The organism is Paraburkholderia sp. GAS32, from assembly GCF_050434225.1.
GTDB classification, from domain to species: Bacteria; Pseudomonadota; Gammaproteobacteria; order Burkholderiales; family Burkholderiaceae; genus Paraburkholderia; species Paraburkholderia madseniana.
Genome location: NZ_JBNPVS010000010.1, coordinates 181,996 through 201,013 on the forward strand (window position 1 = coordinate 181,996; position 19,018 = coordinate 201,013).

General features: G+C 62.2%; 16 protein-coding genes. All 16 read left to right on the forward strand.

Annotated features, from left to right (window positions below; all coding sequences use genetic code 11):
* Positions 1-10 precede the first annotated feature (10 nt).
* The 16 genes from rlmN (at position 11) to P3T25_RS15240 (ending at position 18,916) form a co-directional block, all read left to right on the forward strand.
* Complete coding sequence (gene rlmN, locus P3T25_RS15165; RefSeq protein ID WP_028199529.1) at positions 11-1,162, forward strand: 23S rRNA (adenine(2503)-C(2))-methyltransferase RlmN; 1,152 nt, start codon at positions 11-13, stop codon at positions 1,160-1,162.
* 217 nt (positions 1,163-1,379) lie between these two features.
* Positions 1,380-2,516, forward strand: a complete 1,137-nt coding sequence (locus P3T25_RS15170; RefSeq protein WP_171925481.1) for a helix-turn-helix domain-containing protein — start codon at positions 1,380-1,382, stop codon at positions 2,514-2,516.
* A gap of 86 nt (positions 2,517-2,602) precedes the next feature.
* The gene (gene ispG, locus P3T25_RS15175) at positions 2,603-3,919 is read left to right on the forward strand and encodes a flavodoxin-dependent (E)-4-hydroxy-3-methylbut-2-enyl-diphosphate synthase (protein WP_097389675.1); all 1,317 of its coding nucleotides are present in this window, start codon (positions 2,603-2,605) and stop codon (positions 3,917-3,919) included.
* Between the two features lie 20 nt (positions 3,920-3,939).
* Positions 3,940-5,280 (forward strand): histidine--tRNA ligase, encoded by a 1,341-nt coding sequence (gene hisS / locus P3T25_RS15180; protein WP_171925482.1) that lies wholly within the window; start codon positions 3,940-3,942, stop codon positions 5,278-5,280.
* Between the two features lie 66 nt (positions 5,281-5,346).
* The gene (locus tag P3T25_RS15185) at positions 5,347-5,976 is read left to right on the forward strand and encodes a YfgM family protein (protein WP_171925483.1); all 630 of its coding nucleotides are present in this window, start codon (positions 5,347-5,349) and stop codon (positions 5,974-5,976) included.
* Between the two features lie 75 nt (positions 5,977-6,051).
* Entirely contained in the window at positions 6,052-7,197 is a 1,146-nt protein-coding gene (gene bamB / locus P3T25_RS15190) for an outer membrane protein assembly factor BamB (RefSeq protein WP_171925484.1), read from the forward strand.
* 436 nt (positions 7,198-7,633) lie between these two features.
* A complete protein-coding gene (gene der / locus P3T25_RS15195) occupies positions 7,634-8,971 on the forward strand; it encodes a ribosome biogenesis GTPase Der (RefSeq protein WP_093633525.1) in 1,338 nt (445 codons plus the stop codon).
* A 153-nt stretch (positions 8,972-9,124) separates the two neighbouring features.
* Positions 9,125-9,361: an RNA chaperone Hfq gene (hfq, locus tag P3T25_RS15200; RefSeq protein ID WP_006051315.1), complete on the forward strand. Its 237-nt coding sequence runs from the start codon at positions 9,125-9,127 to the stop codon at positions 9,359-9,361.
* A gap of 73 nt (positions 9,362-9,434) precedes the next feature.
* A complete protein-coding gene (gene hflX, locus P3T25_RS15205; RefSeq protein WP_408194124.1) occupies positions 9,435-10,607 on the forward strand; it encodes a GTPase HflX in 1,173 nt (390 codons plus the stop codon).
* A 49-nt stretch (positions 10,608-10,656) separates the two neighbouring features.
* Positions 10,657-12,027: an FtsH protease activity modulator HflK gene (gene hflK / locus P3T25_RS15210; RefSeq protein WP_168435890.1), complete on the forward strand. Its 1,371-nt coding sequence runs from the start codon at positions 10,657-10,659 to the stop codon at positions 12,025-12,027.
* A gap of 12 nt (positions 12,028-12,039) precedes the next feature.
* Positions 12,040-12,942, forward strand: a complete 903-nt coding sequence (gene hflC / locus P3T25_RS15215; protein WP_171925485.1) for a protease modulator HflC — start codon at positions 12,040-12,042, stop codon at positions 12,940-12,942.
* Positions 12,943-12,986: 44 nt separating this feature from the next.
* On the forward strand, positions 12,987-13,178 hold the full coding sequence (locus P3T25_RS15220) for a DUF2065 domain-containing protein (RefSeq protein WP_054041860.1): 192 nt from the start codon (positions 12,987-12,989) through the stop codon (positions 13,176-13,178).
* 253 nt (positions 13,179-13,431) lie between these two features.
* Entirely contained in the window at positions 13,432-14,583 is a 1,152-nt protein-coding gene (locus P3T25_RS15225) for an ATP phosphoribosyltransferase regulatory subunit (protein ID WP_154565135.1), read from the forward strand.
* Positions 14,584-14,785: 202 nt separating this feature from the next.
* A complete protein-coding gene (locus tag P3T25_RS15230; protein WP_054041858.1) occupies positions 14,786-16,132 on the forward strand; it encodes an adenylosuccinate synthase in 1,347 nt (448 codons plus the stop codon).
* 3 nt (positions 16,133-16,135) lie between these two features.
* Positions 16,136-16,726 (forward strand): phosphoribosyltransferase, encoded by a 591-nt coding sequence (locus P3T25_RS15235; RefSeq protein ID WP_054041857.1) that lies wholly within the window; start codon positions 16,136-16,138, stop codon positions 16,724-16,726.
* Between the two features lie 303 nt (positions 16,727-17,029).
* A complete protein-coding gene (locus P3T25_RS15240; protein WP_154565133.1) occupies positions 17,030-18,916 on the forward strand; it encodes a potassium transporter Kup in 1,887 nt (628 codons plus the stop codon).
* Positions 18,917-19,018 lie beyond the last annotated feature (102 nt).

Sequence of the window (19,018 nt, forward strand, 5' to 3'; positions counted from 1 at the left end):
AGGATTCGATATGACGAGCAGTCCCACCGTCAACCTTCTCGACCTTGACGCCCAAGGGCTTGTCGCCTACTGCGACAGCCTGGGCGAGAAGCCGTTTCGCGCCAAGCAATTGCAGCGCTGGATCCACCAGTACAACGCTGCCGATTTCGACGGCATGACCGATCTGGCGAAGTCCTTGCGCGAAAAGCTCAAAGGGCGCGCAACGATCACGATGCCCGGCATCGTCAGCGACAATATTTCGACCGACGGCACGCGCAAGTGGCTGATCGACGTCGGTAACAGCAACGCGGTTGAAACCGTATACATTCCCGAAGAAACGCGTGGCACGCTGTGCGTGTCGTCGCAGGCCGGGTGTGCGGTCAACTGCCGTTTCTGTTCGACCGGCAAACAGGGTTTCTCCCGCAATCTCACCACCGGCGAAATCATCGGCCAGTTGCGTATGGCCGAGTTCGCGCTGCGCGCGACGCGCGGCACGGACGGTGGGCGCGCCACGGGCGGTGACGGCAAAGGCGAGCGCGTCGTCACGAACGTGGTGATGATGGGTATGGGCGAGCCGCTGCTCAATTACGACGCGGTGGTGCCCGCCATGCGCCTGATGCTGGACGATAACGCGTACGGCCTGTCGCGCCGCCGCGTCACGCTGTCCACCTCGGGCGTCGTGCCCATGATGGACCGGCTTGGCGCCGATCTGCCGGTGGCGCTCGCGGTCTCGCTGCATGCGCCGAGCGACCCGCTGCGCGACATGCTGGTGCCGCTGAACAAGAAGTATCCGCTGCGTGAATTGATGGCCGCTTGCCAGCGCTATCTGAAAGTCGCGCCGCGCGATTTCATTACGTTCGAATATTGCATGCTCGACGGCGTGAACGACAGCGAAGCGCAAGCCCGCGAATTGCTGGCGGTTACACGCGACGTACCGTGCAAGTTCAACCTGATTCCGTTCAATCCGTTCCCTGAATCGGGCCTCATCCGCTCGAAGCCGGAACAGATCAAACGGTTTGCACAAGTGTTGATGGACGCGGGCGTCGTCACCACAGTGCGTAAGACACGCGGCGATGATATCGACGCTGCCTGCGGTCAGTTGGCCGGTGCGGTGAAAGACCGCACGCGTCTCGCTGAGCGCACCGGGAAGGCGGCGAAGATTATCGAGGTGCGCGCCGTGTAATCGCGCGAGATAGTGGGGCGCGGGCGTTCGGAGGAAAGCGATCCGGACGCGCGGAAACCCTCCACGCCATCCGCGATTGAAAAGAAAGTTTGCAGAAGCGATCGGAAGCGGCACACAAGGCCGCGCATTTTGTTATAAACGGTCTGCGATTCGGGCGTGAGGCTTCGGCCCGTCCGGGTTGCACAAGTGAAAAAGAATCGACGCGAAAGGATTTGGGATGAGTGAGCCGCAGCACCCGCAGCCGCAACCGCAGGACACAGACACAAACGAAGGCCATCCGGCGCCAGTCGCCCGGGCGGTGGTGCAGCCTGTTGTGCAGCCGGGCCCGGCGAGTTTTGATTCCCTGGCGGCGGTTGGCGCGCGCTTGACCCAATTGCGTGAATTGAAGGGCTGGACGATCGAAGACGTGTCAGCGCGCCTGAAGGTCTCTGTCACCAAGCTGCGTGCGCTCGAATCGGGCGACATCAGCCATTTGCCGGACACGACCTTCGCGCTCGGCGTGGTGCGCAGCTACGCGAAGATGCTCGGCGCCGATCCCACGCCGTTTACGCAGGCTTTGCGCCGCGAGAAGGGTGTGCCCGCGCCGGATCTGTCGATGCCGGCGTCGTCGGGCAAGGATTTGCCGCGCGGTCGCGTATCGCTGTCGCTCGGCGGCAGTGGGCAAAAGAGCCGCTCGTGGCTGTGGGGCATTGCAGCGGTGGTCGTCGCGGTGATCGCGCTCGGCATGTGGCATACCAATGGCGGTGATTCGTCGGCGTGGCTCGCACGATTGAAGGCGAGCGCTAACGGCACCGCGGGTGGCGCGACCGGCGCATCGGGCGCGGTGGCACAGGGTCAGCCGGCAGGTTCCGAGGCAACCGCGGAAGACGCTGCTTCGGCCCCGGGAACTCAGGCTGCGGTGGATAACGCAGCGTCGGCTACGCCGATGCCCGCGCCGCTGGCGACCGGTGCGGCGCCATCTTCCGCTCCGGCGGTCACGGCAGCAGTCGCGCCGAAGGCCGGTTCGCAGGTCCAGGCGGCGGCGCAAAGCGCGAGCGCGCCAGTGGTCGCCGCGATAGGCGCATCGGCCGCAGCGAATACGGCAGATACGGCGGCGCCGGCCGCGGGTGAGGCGATCATCGCGTTGCGCGTGACGCAGGACAGTTGGTTCAGCGTGCGTGGCAAGGACGGCAAGGAAGTGTTCTCCGGCCTCGTGCACGCAGGCGATACGAAAGAAGTAACGGGCGCGGCCCCTTTCAAGGTCACGGTCGGCAACAAGGCGGGTCTCGAGTCGCTTACGCTCGATGGTCAGCCAGTCGATCCGTCGAAATATTCGGCAGCCAAGGGTAATGTGGCGCGCTTCGCGTTGCCTTGATAGATACGGTATGCGTCGCGGCCAACCGGTTCGCGGCGCTTTTTCAATTCAGGCGCTACGTCTTTTGTGTGGCGCATGCGGCGTAAATGGGTTTTTCGATGCAATCCGAAGCTCAATCCCAATCCAGTAGCAAGATCGTTTCAAACGAGCCGGTGTTCGGCGGCCACGCTGCGCGGCGCAAGTCGCACGCGGTCGATGTCCGTTGGGGCGGCCAACTCGTCACTATCGGCGGCGATGCGCCCGTGCGCGTCCAGTCGATGACCAACACCGACACCGCGGATGCGATCGGCACGGCGATCCAGATCAAGGAACTGGCGCAAGCCGGCTCGGAGCTGGTGCGTATCACGGTCAACACGCCGGAAGCGGCGGCGGCCGTGCCGGCGGTTCGCGAGCAGCTCGACCGCATGGGCGTGTCGGTGCCGCTGGTCGGCGATTTTCATTACAACGGCCATTTGCTGCTGCGCGATTACCCCGCGTGCGCGGAGTCGTTGTCGAAGTACCGGATCAACCCGGGCAATGTCGGCCACGGCGCGAAGCGCGACACGCAGTTCGCGCAAATGATCGAAGCGGCGGTGAAGTACGACAAACCGGTGCGGATCGGCGTCAACTGGGGCAGCCTCGACCAGGACCTGCTCGCGAAGATGATGGACGAAAACGCCGCGCGTTCCACACCGTGGGAAGCGCAGAGCGTGATGTACGAAGCGCTGATCCAGTCGGCCATTGGCTCGGCGGAGCGCGCGGTCGAAATCGGCCTGCCGCGCAACAAGATCATTTTGTCGTGCAAAGTCAGTGGCGTGCAGGATCTGATCGCGGTGTATCGTGAACTCGCGCGCCGTTGCGACTTCGCGCTGCATCTGGGTCTGACCGAAGCGGGCATGGGGTCGAAGGGTATTGTGGCGTCGACCGCTGCGCTGTCGGTGTTGCTGCAGCAAGGCATCGGCGACACGATCCGAATCTCGCTCACACCGGAACCGGGTGGCCCGCGCACGGGTGAAGTGATCGTCGGCCAGGAAATTCTGCAGACCATGGGCCTGCGTTCGTTCACGCCAATGGTGATCGCGTGCCCGGGTTGCGGCCGTACCACCAGCACGCTGTTCCAGGAACTGGCGTCGCAAATCCAGACCTATCTGCGCACGCAGATGCCGGTGTGGCGCGATCAATATCCTGGCGTCGAGAAGATGCACGTCGCGGTGATGGGCTGCATCGTCAACGGTCCGGGCGAATCGAAACAGGCGAATATCGGCATCAGCTTGCCGGGTTCGGGCGAAAATCCGGCCGCGCCGGTGTTCATCGACGGCGAGAAGGTCAAGACGCTGCGCGGCGACAACATCGCGCAAGAATTCCAGCAAATCGTGAGTGACTACGTCGAGCGCCGCTATGGTCGCGCCGAAGCACTCAACTAAATACCGCCGATCGAAGACAGATGACTGAACAGAAGAAAAAGCTCGAAAAATTGTCCGGTGTGAAGGGCATGAATGACATCCTTCCGCAGGACGCCGGGCTGTGGGAGTTTTTTGAAGCGACCGTCAAGTCGATGCTGCGCTCGTACGGATACCAGAATATTCGTACGCCGATCATCGAGCACACGCAGTTGTTCAAGCGCGGTATCGGTGAGGTGACCGATATCGTCGAGAAAGAGATGTACAGCTTTACCGACGCATTGAACGGCGAAAATCTGACGATGCGCCCGGAAAACACGGCGGCTGTCGTGCGCGCGACGATCGAGCACAACATGCTGTACGACGGTCCGAAGCGCCTGTGGTACATCGGTCCGATGTTCCGTCACGAGCGTCCGCAGCGCGGCCGTTATCGGCAGTTCCATCAGGTCGGTGTGGAAGCGCTGGGCTTTGCAGGTCCGGATGCCGACGCTGAAATCATCATGATGTGCCAGCGTCTGTGGGACGACCTCGGCTTGATGGGCATCAAGCTCGAACTCAATTCGCTGGGTCTCGTGGAAGAGCGCGCGGCACATCGCGTCGAGTTGATCGCCTACCTCGAAAAGCACATGGACGTGCTCGACGAAGAGGCGAAGCGCCGCCTGTACACGAATCCGCTGCGCGTGCTCGATACGAAAAATCCGGCCATGCAGGAAGTCGCGCAGAACGCGCCCAAGCTGATCGATTTTCTCGGCGAAGAATCGCGCGCGCACTTCGAAGGCCTGCAGCGCATTCTGAAGGCGAACAACATTCCGTTCACGATCAATCCGCGTCTCGTGCGCGGCCTCGATTATTACAATCTGACCGTGTTCGAGTGGGTGACCGACAAGCTTGGCGCGCAAGGCACGGTCGCGGCCGGCGGCCGTTACGATCCGCTGATCGAACAGCTTGGCGGTAAGCCGACGGGCGCATGCGGCTGGGCCATGGGCGTCGAGCGTATCCTCGAGTTGCTGAAAGAAGAGCAGCTCGTGCCGGAAGACGAGGGCTGCGACGTGTACGTGGTCCATCAGGGCGACGCGGCGCGCGAGCAGGCCTTTATCATCGCCGAGCGTTTGCGGGATACCGGTCTCGACGTGATCCTGCATTGCAGCGCGGACGGTCAGACGGCGAGCTTCAAGTCGCAAATGAAGCGTGCCGACGCGAGCGGCGCGGCATTCGCGGTGGTCCTCGGCGAAGACGAGATTGCGAACGGCACGGTCGGCGTCAAACCGCTCCGTGATACAAGTTCTAACGGCGGTAAAAACGAGCAACATAACGTGCCCGCCGAAGACTTGACCGAATTTCTAATCAATGCGATGGTTGCAACCGCCGAAGACGGCGACGACTGATCGCGATGTCGTCGAGCCCCTTGGCTCGACACGCACACGTATCAAGAAAGAGGAAATCGCCGGGCGATGAGTTACCACGACGAACAAGAATCGATTGAAAGTCTGAAGGCATGGTGGACGCAGTGGGGCAATGCAACCACGTGGATCGTGCTGGTGGCGTTGGTTGCCGCAGCGGGCTGGAACGGCTGGAATTTCTGGCAACGGCGCCAGGCCGCGGAAGCCGCGGTGCTGTATGACCAGGTGCAGCAAGCCGTGGCATCGGGCGACAAGGCGAAGATCACACGCGTTGCCACCGATATGGAAGACAAGTTCAGTCGCACCGCGTATGCGCAGATGACCGCGCTGGGCGCCGCCAAGGCGCTGTACGCCGCGGGTGACGAAGCCGCCGCGAAGACCCAGTTGCAATGGACCATCGATCACGCAAAAGACGACGAGTTCAAGCAGATCGCCAAGCTCCGTCTGGCTTCGCTGCTGCTCGACGACAAGGCTTACGACCAGGGTCTCGCGCTGCTCGCCGAACCGCAGTCCGATGCGTTCAAGGGCATTGTGGCGGACGGCCGTGGTGATCTGCTCGCCGCTCAAGGCAAGCGTGACGATGCGCGCGCGGCCTACAAGCTCGCCCTCGACTCGCTGTCGAAAAACGATAGCTCGGCTCGCCAGTTGATTCAGTTCAAGCTGGACGCGCTGGGCGGCTAATCGCCGCATGCAGCGCGCCGCATGACACGACCAACCGGTCTCCTTTAACTCATTTCCTGAATGCTTCGTCCACCGATGAATCTGCTGAAACGTTACGCTGTGCCCGTTGCCTGTGCGATGACCGTGCTCACCATGGCGGCTTGCTCATCCACGAAAGACGAGCGCCGCGAGCCCACGCCGCTCACCGAGTTCAAACCCGTGCTCGATGTGCAGCAGGCGTGGAAGACGAGCGTCGGCAAGGCGGGCCGTTACCTGTTCTCGCCGGTCGCGGTCGGCAACGCGGTGTACGCGGCGGGCGCGAACGGTTCGGTTGCAAAGATCGACGCGCAAACCGGCAAGGACATCTGGCGCGTCAAGCTGCATGACGATCTGTCGGCCGGTGTCGGCAGCGACGGCACGCTCACGGCGGTCGGCGGCCTGAAGGGCGATGTCTACGTGCTCGGCGCGGACGGCAAACAATTGTGGACCGCCAAGGCGCCTGGCGAAATCATCTCGCCGCCGCTGGTCGGCAACGGCCTCGTGGTGGTGCGCACGGTCGATGGTCAGATCGTCGCGTTCAATGCGCAAACTGGCGAGCAGAAGTGGAATTATCGCAACCGCGCGGTGCCGCTCAACCTGCGCGTTTCCTCGGGCATGACGTTCGCGGGCGACGCGGCGGTGCTGGCCGGCTTCCCGGGCGGCGCGTTCGCCGCGATCAACCTGCAGACCGGCGACAACTACTGGCAGACCCCGGTGTCGTATCCGAAGGGCGTGACGGAAGTGGAGCGTATCAATGACGTGACAGGCCCGCCCACGCTGCTTGGTTCGGAAACCTGTGCGGTGACGTTCCAGGGTCAGATTGGCTGCTTCGATGCGAACTCGGGTCGCGCGGTGTGGGAAAAGGCGTTTTCGAGCACGAGCGGTCTCGCGCAGGATGACCGCGCTGTGGTGGCGGCCGACGACTGGTCAGTGGTGTCGGCGTTCGATGTCAGTAACGGCGCGCCGCTGTGGAAGAACGACAAGCTGAAGAATCGCGAGCTGGGCGTCCCGTTCATCCTCGGTCATGCCGCCGTGCTGGGCGACTATCAGGGCTACGTGCACTTCCTGTCGCGCGACGACGGTACGCTCGTGGCTCGTGTGAAAACCGATGGCAGCCCGATTACCGCAGCGCCGGTGCTGGCCGGCGAAACGCTGGTCGTGCTGACGCACGACGGCGACCTGTACGGCTACCGCCCGCGCTGATCGCGCAGGCTATTGACAGTCCAGCGTCGTCAAGCGTGCAGGCCGGCTTCGCCGGCCGCACGCGTTTTTGTTGTATAGCTGGGCAACCAGAAATATTCCGCCGGACTGGCTGGTCCGGCAAGTCGGATCAGAAACGGCCCATGTGGCCATCGGTGGCTGCTTGCGGCGCCACCTTCGACGGCATCCTGGTCGATACCGCAGAGAATCGTATCGAACCGGCGTGTGAGCCGTTGAGCAAGAAAGACTGAAGCTGGCGGCCCACTGGCGCCGCCCCATACAGCCAAACCCCCGTCCGCCCGGGTGCGCATATTGACAGCACATCCGGGGCTGGCCGAATTCGTGATAATTTTCGTCAAAGGCTGCCGTGTAGCGGCCGCATGGCGTCGCTACGCGGGCCGTCGATTTCGATCCCGCGTTTCACCGTGAACAACATCTGATGAAACCCGTTATTGCCCTGGTTGGGCGCCCCAATGTGGGGAAATCCACGCTATTCAACCGTCTCACGCGCACGCGTGATGCGCTGGTTGCCGACCTGCCCGGTCTCACCCGCGATCGCCATTACGGCGAGGGGCGCGCCGGCGACCGGCCGTATCTGGTCGTCGATACCGGCGGCTTCGAGCCGGTCGCGAAAGACGGCATCCTGCACGAGATGGCGCGTCAAACCCGCCAGGCGGTCGAGGAATCGGACGTTGTCGTGTTCATCGTCGACGGCCGCAACGGTCTCGCGCCGCAGGACAAGACGATTGCCGACTACCTGCGCAAGACCGGCCGGCCGATCTTCCTCGTCGTCAACAAGGCGGAGGGGATGAAGTACAGCACGGTGGCCGCCGACTTCTACGAACTCGGTCTCGGCGACCCGCGCGCGATTTCGTCGGCACACGGTGACGGTGTCACCGAAATGATCAATGACGCGCTGGGTGTCGCGTACGCCGGACAGCCGGAAGAAAGCGACGAGGAAAAACAGGCGCACGGCGTGAAGATCGCGATCGTCGGCCGGCCGAACGTCGGCAAGTCGACCTTGATCAATGCGCTGGTGGGCGAAGAGCGCGTGATCGCGTTCGACATGCCGGGCACGACGCGCGATTCGATCTACGTCGACTTTGAGCGTCAAGGCAAGCCATACACGCTGATCGACACGGCTGGTTTGCGTCGCCGCGGCAAGGTGTTCGAAGCGATCGAGAAGTTCTCGGTGGTGAAAACGCTGCAATCGATTTCGGACGCGAATGTCGTGATCCTGCTGCTTGACGCACAGCAGGATATTTCCGAACAGGACGCGCACATTGCCGGTTTCGTGGTGGAGCAGGGCCGCGCGCTGGTGGTGGGCGTGAACAAATGGGACGGGCTCGATTCGCATGTGCGCGAGCGCACTAAGGCCGACATCGAGCGCAAACTAAAATTTCTCGACTTCGCCAAATTCCACTTCATTTCCGCCGCGGAAAAAACCGGAATCGGCCCGCTGATGCGCTCGGTCGACGACGCCTACGCCGCCGCCATGGCCAAGCTGCCGACGCCGAAGTTGACGCGCGCGCTGATCGAGGCAGTGGAATTCCAGCAGCCGCGCCGACGCGGTCCGGTGCGCCCGAAACTGCGTTACGCGCACCAGGGCGGACAGAATCCGCCGATCATCGTGATTCACGGCAATGCGCTCGATGCGATCACCGAAACGTACAAACGCTACCTAGAAAACCGCTTCAGGGAAACTTTCAAGCTGACTGGGACTCCATTGCGCATAGAGTTCAGATCGTCGACGAACCCTTACGCGGATAAAGGCTAAATCCAGGCTGAAACCCGCGTGTGTGTTGGGTTTGGCCGCGAGGCCGGCCCGCTCGCGCAAAAATGAAAATCGGCTATAGTGTAGCGGTTGACGGCGGATCTCTTTTTCTTCGTCGTCAATTCAGTCAACCTGCAAAAAAATACGGAGTTTGCTATGAGCAACAAAGGGCAATTGTTACAAGACCCGTTTTTGAACGCACTGCGTAAAGAGCACGTGCCGGTGTCGATCTACTTGGTCAACGGCATCAAGCTTCAAGGGAACATCGAATCGTTCGACCAGTACGTCGTGTTGCTCCGGAATACGGTCACCCAGATGGTCTACAAGCACGCAATTTCTACTGTCGTGCCTGCCCGTCCGGTGAATTTCCACCCGGATTCCGAACAGTCCTAATCCCCGTCCGCGGCCGGCGTAGCGTCGCCCGTTGGCGATTACTCCCGGCCGCCTTATTTTGATACCCTCCAATTTGATCAATGCAGCGCTTGTCGGCATCGACTTCGGTAAGATCGATTTCGAAGCCAGTCTGGAAGAACTCAGCCTGCTCGCGCAAAGCGCGGGCGCGAATCCCTTAGTCACCCTCACGGGGCGCCGGTCCAGTCCCGATGCCAAGATGTTTGTCGGCAGTGGCAAGGCCGAAGAATTGCGTCTTGCCTGTGAGGCGAACGACATCGAACTCGTCATTTTCAATCACGCTCTGGCGCCTGCGCAGCAGCGCAATCTGGAGCAGGCGCTTAACCGCCGCGTGATTGATCGCACAAGCCTCATTCTCGATATTTTTGCGCAACGCGCCCGCAGCCATGAAGGCAAGCTGCAGGTGGAGCTCGCGCAGTTGCAGTATCTATCGACGCGGCTAATCCGCGCATGGACCCACCTTGAACGCCAGAAGGGCGGTATCGGTTTGCGCGGCCCTGGCGAAACGCAGCTCGAAACCGACCGCCGTTTGATCGGCGAGCGCATCAAGGCGCTCAAGACCCGCCTCGAAAAACTGCGCCGTCAGCACGGCACGCAGCGCCGCGCGCGCAGCCGCAATCAGACGATGTCCGTGTCGCTCGTCGGCTACACGAACGCGGGCAAATCCACGCTCTTCAATGCGCTGACGAAGGCTCAGGCGTACGCCGCCGACCAGCTGTTCGCCACGCTGGATACCACGTCCCGCCGTGTCTATCTCGGCGACGAAGCCGGCCAGGTGGTGGTATCCGACACGGTAGGTTTCATCCGTGAATTGCCTCACCAACTGGTGGCGGCTTTCCGCGCCACGCTCGAGGAAACCATCCACGCCGACCTGCTGCTGCATGTGGTCGACGCGTCGAGCGCCGTACGGCTCGATCAGATCGATCAGGTGAACGAGGTGTTGCACGCAATTGGTGCGGACACGATCCGCCAGGTGCTGGTGTTCAACAAGATCGACGCCGTGCCGGAGTTGGCGGCCCGTGGCGACGCGGTCGAGCGGGATGAGTATGGTAATATTTCGCGCGTCTTTTTGAGCGCGCGCACGGGGCAAGGGCTGGATACATTGCGCGCTGCCATCGCTGAAATCGCTACTGCCGAACCTCTCTCCGATCCGCTGGTCGATCTTTCGGAAGAAGACCGGTCGGCAGCACCACGCGAGGACCGCAAGGTCTCAGAACTCGGGCACTGACCCGCTCCAATTGCACTGACCCGCTGTCTACTCTGGTGAACGAACACAGGTGAACGATTACAACGAGCGGAGTATCTGGCTGCGCATGCGCGCCATGCTTTCACTGAACGATCCGCGCTGGGGCCGGGGCGACGGCAATGGCGAACGCCAACGACCCAACGAACCCAAGCGGCCGCCGGCCAAGGACGGTGAAGGCCCGCCCGATCTCGACGAGATGTGGCGCGATTTCAACCGCCGTTTGAGCCGGGTGTTCGGCCGCAAGGGTGGCGGCACAGGCGGTGGCCGTCCGGACAACGGTCGCGGCGCGCGCATTGGTGTGGGCATCGTGATCGGCGTATTGATCGCGATCTATCTCGGCAGCGGCGTGTTTGTCGTGCAGGATGGCCAGGCCGGCGTCGTGATGCAGTTCGGCAAGTATCGCTACACCGCGGGGCAGGGTGTGCATTGGCGCCTGCCGTATCCGTTCGAAGCGCACGAGCTCGTCAACATCGGCCAGATTCGCCAGGTGGAGATCGGCCGTAACAACGTGGTGCACCTCGCCAACGTGAAGGACGCGTCGATGCTCACGCACGACGCCGATATCGTCGACGTGCGCTTTGCCGTGCAGTACCAGGTGAGCAAGCCGACCGACTATCTCTTCCGCAGCATCGATCCCGATCAGAGCGTGATGCAGGCCGCACAGGCGGCGGTGCGCAGCATCGTCGGTGCGCGCAGCACCAGTGACATCCTCTATCAGGATCGCGAAACAATTCGCCAGCAACTGATGGCGTCGATTCAGCAATCCCTGGATGAATACCAGTCCGGCCTCGCCGTGACCGGTGTGACGATCCAGGGTGTGCAGGTGCCCGACCAGGTGCAGGCCGCTTTCGACGATGCCGCCAAAGTGCGTCAGGACAACGAACGCGCCAAACGCGACGCGCAGGCCTATGCCGCCGAGCTGCTGCCGCGCGCGCAAGCAGATGTGGCGCATCAGGTCGACGAAGCGAAAACGTATAGCGACAAGACGGTGACCCAAGCGCAAGGCGATGCCGAGCGCTTCAAGCAGGTCTACGCGCAGTACTCGAAAGCGCCCGCTGTGATTCGCGAGCGCATGTACCTGGAAACCATGCAGCAGATCTATTCGAATACGACCAAGGTGTTTGTGGACAGCAAGAGCGGCAACAACGTGTTGTATCTGCCGCTCGACAAGCTGGTCGAGCAGACCCGGCAGCACGTTGCCGACGCTGCTGCGGCCGCTTCCGGCGCTGCCGTTACGTCGGGCGCTGCCGTGCCGCAAGCCGCGAGCAGCACCACCGCACCGGCCGCTGCTTCCGCTCCCGCCGCGGTTGCGACGCCTGCCAGCCAGGCCGCCGCCAGCAGCGATGCACTGCGTTCACGCGACTCCTTCCGCAGCCGTATGCGCGAAGACGACGTTCAATAAGGAGCGCACATCATGAACAAGATCATTGCGCTCGTCGTTGCCGTCGTCATCGTGCTGTTTGCCGCATCGTCGATGGTATTCGTGGTCGACCAGCGGCATATGGCTGTGCTGTCCTCGCATGGCGACACCGCGCCCGAATTGCTCGGCCCTGGCCTGCACGTGAAGCTGCCGCCGCCGTTGCAAACGGTCACGCTTGTCGATAACCGGATCCAGTCGCTCGACGCGCCAGATGAAGACCGTTATGTCACGTCGGACAAAACCGACCTGCTGGCCAACCCGGTCATCAAATACCGTGTAACCGATCCGCTGAAGCTGCTCGCCGAAACGCGGGGCGACGTGCAAAGTCTGGCGGACCGCCTGGCGCTGCTGTCGCGTAGCGCGCTCGGCGACGCGTTCAGCAAGGTCACGCTGAACGATGCGCTGGCAAAGCAACAAGCCGTCGCTGATGAAGCGCGCGGCACGATGAGCAAAGCCGCGGCATCGCTGGGCGTTTCGGTGCTCGACGTGCAACTGACGCGCGTCGATTTCCCGGCCGCGATGGCCGACTCCGTCTACAAGCGGATGATCGCCGCACGCCAGCAGGCCGCGACCGACGAACGTGCGAAGGGCACGGCCGAGGCCGACCAGATCAAGGCGGATGCCGTCAGCCAGCAACAGGCGATTCTCGCGGACGGCTATCGTCAGGCGCAAACCATCAAGGGCGAGGGCGATGCCAAGGCAGCGGAAATCGCGGCCGAGGCATATGGCAGCGACCCGCAGTTCTACCAGTTTTATCAAAGCATGCAGGCGTACAAGAACACCTTCAAACCAGGCGACGTGATCGTGGTCGACCCGAGCAGCGAGTTCTTCCGCTTCATGCGTAGCCCGACCGGCGGCGCCGCCCCGGACGCTCCCGCGGCACCGCGCAAACACTGATAACCGGAACGCCGCGGCATCCGCATCGCGGCCCCTTCATTCGCATGGACATAGCCGGCTCGTTACTGCTCGCGATCGCATTGATGCTGATTATCGAAGGGATGTTTCCCTTCGTTTTTCCGAGCGCCTGGCGCGACACGTTCCGTAAAATAGCGGAACGGCCCCCGCATCAGATTCGCGTCGGCGGGCTGGTCGTGATGGTGCTCGGGTTGATCCTGCTGTTTATCGTGACCTGAAGGCGCTGCATGGCGCCGCCGCTGCGCGCCGTTGCGTTGGTCCGCCATATGCGCGGCATCAGTGGCGGGGCAACAGCGAGCGTTCAGCGGCGCGGGCCAGGAAGCTGGCAAAAGGGGCCACGAAGGGTTACGAAGGGCCGCTAAGGGCCGTTCCTATACCCGCGACAGCCGCCAGAATAGAGCCGTCGCCCGCCATTCACACACACTTACCGGCGCACCCAGCCGCCGTGTTCAACGTCGTAGGACTGTATCGATGTCGACCTGGTTACTTCCCGAGAATATCGCCGACGTGCTGCCGTCGGAAGCCCGCAAGATCGAAGAGTTGCGGCGCCATTTGCTGGACCGTTTCCGCTCGTATGGCTACGAGATGGTGATGCCGCCGCTGCTCGAGTACCTCGAGTCGCTGCTTACCGGCGGCGGGCACGATCTGAATCTGCGCACATTCAAGCTCGTCGATCAGATGTCCGGGCGCACGCTCGGTCTGCGCGCCGACATCACGCCGCAGGTCGCGCGTATCGACGCGCACCTGCTGAATCGTCAGGGCGTGACGCGTCTTTGCTATGCCGGCAATGTGGCGCATACGCGTCCGCGCGGCCTGCACGCCACACGTGAGCAGATCCAGATCGGCGCGGAAATCTACGGTCACGCCGGTCTCGAAGCGGATCTGGAAATCCAGCAGTTGATGCTCGACGCGCTGCGTCTGGCCGGCCTCGCGAAAGTGCGGCTCGATTTGTGTCATGCCGGCGTGCTCGCCGCGCTGATCGAAGCGGAGCCTGCTGCTGCGGAGCTGGGTCAATCGCTCTACGACGCGTTGGCCGGCAAGGATGTGCCGCGCCTCGTCGAGCTGACCGCCAATCTCACCCCGGTTACGCGCGACGCCTTGCGCTCGCTCCCCACGCTCTACGGCGACGCCTCGGTGCTCGACGAAGCCCGTGCACGCTTGCCGAACGCACCGGCTATCGCCCGCGCGCTCGACGACCTCGCATTCCTCGCGAGCCAGGTGGACGGCGCCGAAGTGATGATCGACCTGGCCGATTTGCGCGGCTATGCGTACCACAGCGGTGTGATGTTCTCGGCGTATGTGGACGGCGTACCGAACGCGGTTGCGCGCGGCGGCCGTTATGACCACGTCGGCCAGGCCTACGGCCGTGCGCGCGCGGCAACCGGCTTCTCGCTCGATCTGCGCGAAGTCGCTCGCATTTCGCCCGTTGAGGCCCGCAGCAGCGCGATTCTCGCGCCGTGGCAACATGACGACGCGCTGCGCGTGAGCGTCGCCGCATTGCGCGATGCCGGTGAAGTGGTGATCCAGGCGCTTCCTGGTCACGAGCACGATCTGGACGAATTTGCCTGCGACCGCGTGTTGGTCGAGCGCAACGGCGCGTGGGTCGTCGAACCCCGTTCCTGAGCACGAATCGATAGACCGCCCGAGGGGCATCCCAAGGGCATTTCAGAAGGCGTCCAAAGCGTCGCCGGACCCGGCGCGGCCACTCGCCGCGCTATTTTCCCTATACCCACCATAACGTGCATACCGTTGAGCGGAAACGGAAAAATTCGGAAGGTTCCGCGAACATAGGTAGAATACGTTTTTAACCAGCTTACGAAACAACATGTCTGCCAGCGCAGTGAATGTGAACCCCGGGCGCAACGTCGTCGTCGTGGGGACCCAGTGGGGTGATGAAGGCAAGGGCAAGATCGTCGACTGGCTGACGGACCACGCTCAAGGCGTCGTTCGCTTCCAGGGCGGTCACAATGCCGGTCACACGCTTATCATCGGCGGCAAGAAAACCATCTTGCGTCTGATTCCGTCGGGCATCATGCATCCCGGCGTCGCGTGCTACATCGGCAATGGCGTCGTGTTGTCGCCGGAAGCGCTGTTCAAGGAAATTGGCGAGCTCGAAGCCGCCGGGGTCGATGTTCAGAATCGCCTCTTCATTTCCGAAGCCACCACCCTGATCCTGCCGTACCACATTGCCATCGACCAGGGCCGCGAAGCGCGCCGCGGCGCGAGCAAGATCGGCACCACCGGCCGCGGCATCGGCCCGGCCTACGAAGACAAGGTGGCGCGCCGCGGTTTGCGCGTGCAGGACCTGTTCGAGCCGGAGAGCTTCGCCGAACGTCTGCGTGAAAATCTCGATTATCACAACTTCGTGCTGACGCAATACCTGGGCGTCGCCGCGGTCGACTTCCAGCAAACGCTCGACACGATGCTGAGCTATGCCGACCGTCTGAAGCCGATGGTGACCGACGTGTCGCGTCGTCTGTACGACGAAAATGCCGCAGGCAACAACCTGCTGTTCGAAGGTGCGCAAGGCACGCTGCTCGACATCGACCACGGTACCTATCCGTACGTCACGTCGAGCAACTGCGTGGCCGGTGCGGCTACCGCGGGTGCCGGCGTCGGTCCGCAAAAGCTGAACTACATTCTCGGTATCACCAAGGCGTATTGCACGCGTGTCGGTTCGGGCCCTTTCCCGAGCGAACTGTACGACGCGGATAACGCCGCGCGTCAGGAACCGATCGGCCTGGAACTCGCCAAGGTCGGCAAGGAATTCGGCTCGGTCACCGGCCGTCCGCGCCGCACCGGCTGGCTTGACGCCGCCGCGCTGCGCCGCTCGATCCAGATCAACGGCGTGTCGGGTCTGTGCATGACCAAGCTCGACGTGCTCGACGGCCTCGACGAAGTGAAGCTGTGCGTCGGCTACACGGTCGACGGCAAGAACGTCGACCTGCTGCCGCGTGGCGCGTCGGAAGTCGCGCGTTGCGTGCCGGTGTACGAAACCTTCGCGGGCTGGAAGGAAAGCACCGTCGGCATCACGGAATGGGACAAGTTGCCGGCCACCGCGCGTGCGTATCTGACGCGTGTGCAGGAAGTCGCGGGCATTCCGATCGACATGGTGTCGACCGGTCCGGATCGCGACGAAACGATTCTGCTTCGTCATCCGTTCAAGGTTTAAGCCATGGTGCAAGGTGTACCCATGATTGCGATGAAAGATCCGCGCAACGACGACAAGAACCTGTGGGTCGGCTGGGACGAATATCACCGGCTGATTGAACTGCTGGCGTTGCAGGTGCACGAATCGGGCTGGAAGTTCGACAAGATTCTGTGCCTCGCGCGCGGTGGTTTGCGCGTCGGCGACCAGCTCTCGCGTATTTACGATCTGCCGCTGGCGATTCTCGCCACAAGTTCGTATCGTGAGGCGGCAGGCACGGAGCAGGGCGAGCTCGACATCGCGCAATACATCACGATGACGCGCGGCGAGTTGCACGGCAACGTGCTGCTGGTCGACGATCTGGTCGATTCGGGCGTGACGCTGGCACGCGTGCAGCAGCATCTGAAAGAACGCTATCCGGCGATCACCGCGGTGCGCTCGGCGGTACTCTGGTACAAGGGCTGCTCGAAAGTGAAGCCTGATTACCATGTGCAGTATTTGCCTACCAATCCGTGGATTCACCAGCCGTTCGAGGAGTGGGACACGGTTCGTCCGCATAACCTCGGCGCGTGGATCAAGCGCGGCATGCAGCAGGACCAGGAGTCGTCGGGCACGTGATGCACGCTACGACGTCTTGTGTATCGCGTCGTATCCCGTGCAGTGCCTGCAAAACGGAGCCCGATTGGGCTCCGTTTTTTTATGGCGCGTTATATGTCCGCCGTATGTGCTCTGCGAACGGCGCCTTGCAAAACGCCCATGCTGTGCCGGCGAAACGCCTGACGCAGCAGACGCGCCCAAATCGCAGTGCTACACTGCGCGGACCATCCACGTGGTGTATCCACAACAAGCCGGGCGGCGCTAGGCGGGCAGTTTAGAATAGCGGTCGTTTTTTCCGCTCAGGGAACGGATTTCCTCGCGTCTATGACAGATAACAATCACGTGCACAAACAGCCTCTGCCTTCCCTCGCGATTGCCGCGATCGGAGTGGTGTTCGGCGATATCGGCACGAGCCCGCTGTACTCTCTGAAAGAAGCTTTCAGCCCGTCACATGGCATTCCGCTGACCGATCAATCGATTTTGGGCGTGATCTCGCTGCTGTTCTGGGCGATCGTGATCGTGGTCAGCATCAAGTACGTATTGTTCGTAATGCGCGCCGACAACAACGGCGAAGGCGGTGTTCTCGCGCTGATGGCGCTGGCGCTGCGCTCTGTCGACCAGAAGGCGAAAGCGGCCGGCTTGCTGATGATGCTCGGCATCTTCGGCGCCTGCATGTTCTATGGTGACGCGGTGATTACGCCCGCTATTTCGGTGATCTCGGCGGTCGAGGGTCTGGAGATCGCGGCGCCCAATATGTCTCATCTGGTATTGCCGCTCACCATGGTGATTCTCGTGCTGCTGTTCTGGATTCAGCGGCACGGCACGGCCACCGTCGGCCGCCTGTTCGGTCCGATCATGGTGCTGTGGTTCCTGGTGCTCGCCGCGCTGGGTCTGTGGCACATCATTCAGTCGCCGAACGTGATCAGCGCACTGAACCCGTATTACGCCTACACCTTTATGGCAGCGCATGTGTTGCAGGCCTACGTGGTGCTCGGCTCGGTCGTGCTGGTGCTGACCGGCGCCGAAGCGCTTTACGCCGACATGGGTCACTTCGGCGCCAAACCGATCCGGATGGCGTGGTACTGCCTCGTGATGCCCTCGCTGGTGCTCAACTACTTCGGCCAGGGCGCGCTGCTGATGCATGACCCGAAGGCGATCGAAAACCCGTTCTTCCTGCTCGCGCCGGATTGGGCGTTGCTGCCGCTCGTGGTGCTGTCGACGGTGGCGACCGTGATTGCGTCACAGGCAGTGATTTCCGGTGCCTATTCGCTGACGAGCCAGGCGATCCAGCTCGGCTACGTGCCGCGCATGAAGATCCTGCACACGTCGGACCTGGCGATCGGTCAGATCTATGTGCCGGTGGTGAACTGGATGCTGCTGTTCATCATTCTGTGCATCGTGATCGCGTTCAAGAGTTCGGATAATCTCGCCGCCGCCTACGGTATCGCGGTGACGGCCACCATGGTGATCACTACGGTCCTTGCCTGCGTCGTGATGGTCAAGGTGTGGAAGTGGAACAAGCTTCTCGTGGCGATGATCATCGGCGTATTCATGGTGGTCGACTTAGGCTTTTTCGGCGCCAATCTGCTGAAGGTCGAAGAGGGCGGCTGGTTGCCGCTCGGCATCGGCGCGTTGCTGTTCTTCCTGCTGATGACGTGGTTCAAGGGCAGGATGATCGTCAAGGAGCGCACGGCCGCTGACGGCATTCCGCTCATGCCGTTCCTGCAGGGCTTGCTCGCGCATCCGCCGCATCGCGTGTCGGGTACGGCGATCTATCTGACGGGCAGCGATTCGCTCGTGCCGGTGAGCTTGCTGCACAACCTTAAGCACAACAAGGTGCTGCACGAGCGCACCATTTTCCTGACCTTCGTGACGCTCGATATTCCGTATGTAAATGACGCGGATCGCGTGACGGTCAGGGATCTCAATGGTGGCCTGTACCTCGTCAAGGCGGCGTACGGTTTCAACGAAACGCCTGACGTGAAGGCGGTGCTGCTCGAGGTCGGTCGCACGCACGACATGACCTTCGAGATGATGGACACGTCCTTCTTCCTGGCTCGCGAAACGGTTGTGCCAACGCAGTTGCCGGGCATGTCGGTGTGGCGCGAACGTGTGTTCGCATGGATGCACCAGAACGCCGCCAAGCCGACCGACTTCTTCAGCATTCCCGCCAACCGGGTGGTGGAGTTGGGGACAAAGATCGAGATCTGACGCGATGGATCGAGGTTCGGACGCGCCTTGCATGCGAAGGCGCGGCAAGCGATAGGAGATAAAAAAAGCCCACGCAATTGCGTGGGCTTTTTTTTGCCGCTT

Excerpts from the sequence above, each read along its gene's own strand:
- rlmN (WP_028199529.1), top strand. The coding sequence starts at position 11 with ATGACGAGCAGTCCCACCGTCAACCTTCTCGACCTTGACGCCCAAGGG.
- P3T25_RS15170 (WP_171925481.1), top strand. The coding sequence starts at position 1,380 with ATGAGTGAGCCGCAGCACCCGCAGCCGCAACCGCAGGACACAGACACA.
- ispG (WP_097389675.1), top strand. The coding sequence starts at position 2,603 with ATGGGTTTTTCGATGCAATCCGAAGCTCAATCCCAATCCAGTAGCAAG.
- hisS (WP_171925482.1), top strand. The coding sequence starts at position 3,940 with ATGACTGAACAGAAGAAAAAGCTCGAAAAATTGTCCGGTGTGAAGGGC.
- P3T25_RS15185 (WP_171925483.1), top strand. The coding sequence starts at position 5,347 with ATGAGTTACCACGACGAACAAGAATCGATTGAAAGTCTGAAGGCATGG.
- bamB (WP_171925484.1), top strand. The coding sequence starts at position 6,052 with ATGAATCTGCTGAAACGTTACGCTGTGCCCGTTGCCTGTGCGATGACC.
- der (WP_093633525.1), top strand. The coding sequence starts at position 7,634 with ATGAAACCCGTTATTGCCCTGGTTGGGCGCCCCAATGTGGGGAAATCC.
- hfq (WP_006051315.1), top strand. The coding sequence starts at position 9,125 with ATGAGCAACAAAGGGCAATTGTTACAAGACCCGTTTTTGAACGCACTG.
- hflC (WP_171925485.1), top strand. The coding sequence starts at position 12,040 with ATGAACAAGATCATTGCGCTCGTCGTTGCCGTCGTCATCGTGCTGTTT.
- P3T25_RS15220 (WP_054041860.1), top strand. The coding sequence starts at position 12,987 with ATGGACATAGCCGGCTCGTTACTGCTCGCGATCGCATTGATGCTGATT.
- P3T25_RS15225 (WP_154565135.1), top strand. The coding sequence starts at position 13,432 with ATGTCGACCTGGTTACTTCCCGAGAATATCGCCGACGTGCTGCCGTCG.
- P3T25_RS15230 (WP_054041858.1), top strand. The coding sequence starts at position 14,786 with ATGTCTGCCAGCGCAGTGAATGTGAACCCCGGGCGCAACGTCGTCGTC.
- P3T25_RS15235 (WP_054041857.1), top strand. The coding sequence starts at position 16,136 with ATGGTGCAAGGTGTACCCATGATTGCGATGAAAGATCCGCGCAACGAC.
- P3T25_RS15240 (WP_154565133.1), top strand. The coding sequence starts at position 17,030 with ATGACAGATAACAATCACGTGCACAAACAGCCTCTGCCTTCCCTCGCG.